Genomic DNA, 2,959 nt, shown 5'->3' with positions numbered 1-2,959 from the left:
CACGCCCACCCTCACCGACCTGCCCACCTACCCCTTCCAACACCAGCCCTACTGGATCGACAGCACCACGGCGGGCAGTCGCGGCAACGCCGGTTCTGGCCTGAACGCACCTCGGCACCCGGTGTTGACCACCGCCGTCCGGCTCGCCGGCAGCGACGGCGCGGTGTTCACCGGCCGACTCTCGGCGCACACCCACCCCTGGCTCGTCGACCACCGCATCGGCGGCGGCGTCTCGCTGCCCTCGGCCGCCCTGGCGGAACTCGTGCTGCGGGCCGGTGACGAGGTCGGCAGCTCGGGCATCGCCGATCTCACGATCACCGCACCCCTGACCGTGCCGGACCGGGGCGGCGTCCAGGTGCAGGTGACCGTGGGCGCGGCCGGCGACGACGGGAACCGGGAGTTCACCGTCGCATCCCGCCCGGACCGGGACGACCCCACGCTCGCCTGGGAGGTCCACGCCAGCGGTCTGCTCACCGAGCCGGCCCCGGCGCCCCTGATCACCCTGGACAGCTGGCCGCCGCCCGACGCGACCCCGGCCACGCTCGACGGCTTCTACGAACGGCTCGGCGAGAAGGGATACACGTACGGGCCGACGTTCCAGGGGCTGCGCGCGTTGTGGCGACGCGGCGACGAACTGTTCGCCTCGGTGCGGCTGGACGAGGAGACCGATCCGGACACGTTCGGCATCCATCCCGCGCTGCTCGACGCCGCCCTGCACCCGCTGCTCGACGCCGGGGTGGACGTCGCGAGCCTGTCCTGGCACGGGTTCCACCTGCACGCGACCGGTCCGCGCTCGCTGCGCGTCCGGATCAGGCCCAAGGGCGAGGACGCGTTCGGCCTGTGGCTGGCCGACGACGCCGGCGAGCCGGTGGCCGAGGTGCGGGTCCTGCGCCGGCGCCCGGTCGCGCCCGTGGAGCGGCCCACCGGATCGACCGGCGACTCGCTGTTCCACGTCGCCTGGTCGCCGGTTCCGCTGCCGGACCCGGAGGACGTGACCCCGGACGGCTGGGCGGCCCTCGGCGGCACTCCGTTGAACGGTCACGCGCGTGTCGCCGGGACCGTCGCGGACGCCGCCGGCTCCGTCCTCGTCGCCGTGGTCGACGACGAGGCGGCGACCGTCGAGGCGGCGCACCGGACGACCGTACGGGCGCTCGAACTGGTGCAGGACGCTCTGGCCTGCGGCACCTCCCGGCTGGTGCTGGTGACGCGGAACGCGGTCGCCACCCGGGACGGCGAAGACGTCCGGCTCGGCTCCGCCGGAGTGTGGGGGCTGGTCCGGTCGGCGCAGGCGGAGAACCCCGGCCGGATCACGCTCGTCGACCTCGACGGGAGCCCCGCGAGCGCCGAACGGCTGCCCGCCGCCATCGCGTCGGGGCACGAACAGGTGGCGTTGCGGGAGGGCCGGGCGGTCGTACCCCGGCTGGCCCGGGTGCGCGCGGCGGCCGTGGCCCGGCCGGCGCTCGACCCGGACGGCACGGTCCTGGTCACCGGTGGAACCGGCGCGCTGGGCGGCCTCTTCGCCCGGCACCTGGTCACCGAGTACGGCGTCCGGCACCTGATGCTGGCCGGCCGCCGCGGCGCGGACGCGCCGGGCGCCACGGAACTGGTCGACGAGCTGACCGCGCTCGGCGCGCACGTCCGCGTCGTCGCCGGTGACCTCGCCGACCGGGCGACGGTGGCGGGGCTGCTCGCCGACATCCCCGCCGCCNCGCTGACCGGCGTGGTGCACACCGCCGGCGTCATCGACGACGGCATCGTCACCTCGCTCACCCCCGACCGGATCGCCTCCGTGCTTCGGCCCAAGGTCGACGTCGCGCTGCACCTGCACGAGCTGACCGCCGACCTCGACCTGTCGCTCTTCGTGCTCTTCTCCTCCGTCGCCGGTGTCGTCGGCTCGCCCGGGCAGGCGAACTACTCGGCCGCCAACCAGTTCCTCGACGCGCTCGCGCAGCACCGTCGGGCGCACGGGCTGCCGGCCGACTCGCTCGCCTGGGCCGCGTGGGCCCAGCAGCACGGCATGGCGTCGCGCCTGTCCGAGGTGGACTGGAACCGGGCGACGCAGTCCGGCCTGCGGCCCATCTCACCGGCGGAGGGTTCCGACCTGTTCGACGCGGCGCTCACCTCCCCGTACGCGACGACGGTGCCGATGCACCTGGACGTCGCGCTGATCGAGCGGCAACCCGGTCCGGTCATGCCCCTGCTGCGCGGGCTGGTGCGTCGGCCGAACCGGCGCACGGTCAGCGCGGCGGCGGAGAACGCCGGGGTGCTCGCCGACCGACTCGCCACGCTCGACGACGCCGGGCGGCGCGAGTTCCTGCTCGACCTGGTGCGCACGGCGGCGGCCGCGATTCTCGGGCACCACGGGACCGACGGCATCGACGCCACCACCGCGTTCACCTCGCTGGGATTCGACTCGCTGACCGCGGTCGAGCTGCGTAACCGGCTGGAGACCGANTGGTCGAGTTCCTGAGCGCGGAGCTGGCCCGGCGCAGCGACGGCCCGACGCAGTCCGGGGTCGACTTCGCCGCCGAGGTGCGCCTCGCCGACGACATCGTCGCGGCCTCGGAGGTCACCACCGTGGTCACCGATCCCGGGCAGGTGTTCCTGACCGGCGCGACCGGCTTCGTGGGCGCGTTCCTGCTGCGGGACCTCATGCGTTCGACCAGCGCCACGGTGCACTGCCTGGTCCGGGGTTCCGACGAGGCGTCCGCCCGCGAGCGGCTGCGGGCCAACCTGACCTGGTACGGCATCGGCGACGAGGTCGACGACGACCGGCTCCGCGTGCTCCCCGGTGACCTCGCCGCGCCCCGGTTCGGGCTGGACGCCGAGCAGTTCGACCGGCTCGCCCGCGAGGTCGACGTGGTCTACCACGCCGGGGCGACCGTCAACTGGCTGCACCCGTACTCGTCGCTGAAGGCCGCCAACGTCACCGGCACCGAGGAGGCGCTCCGGCTCGCCG

Annotated in this window: 2 protein-coding genes; both read left to right on the top strand. The window is 74.8% G+C overall.

The window, feature by feature from the left end:
- Positions 1-121 precede the first annotated feature (121 nt).
- Positions 122-2,470 carry a type I polyketide synthase gene (locus B1205_RS25475; protein ID WP_441338562.1) on the top strand — a complete coding sequence of 783 codons (2,349 nt, stop codon included), beginning with the start codon at positions 122-124 and terminating at the stop codon, positions 2,468-2,470.
- Between the two features lie 62 nt (positions 2,471-2,532).
- The coding region (locus tag B1205_RS29335) for an SDR family oxidoreductase (RefSeq protein WP_176308797.1) at positions 2,533-2,959 on the top strand (427 nt) is incomplete at its 3' end.

This window comes from Micromonospora sp. NBS 11-29 (assembly GCF_002140155.1).
Taxonomy (GTDB): Bacteria; Actinomycetota; Actinomycetes; order Mycobacteriales; family Micromonosporaceae; genus Micromonospora.
The sequence above is the reverse complement of the archived record's forward strand: the minus strand, read 5'-3'. Positions and strand labels throughout refer to the sequence as shown.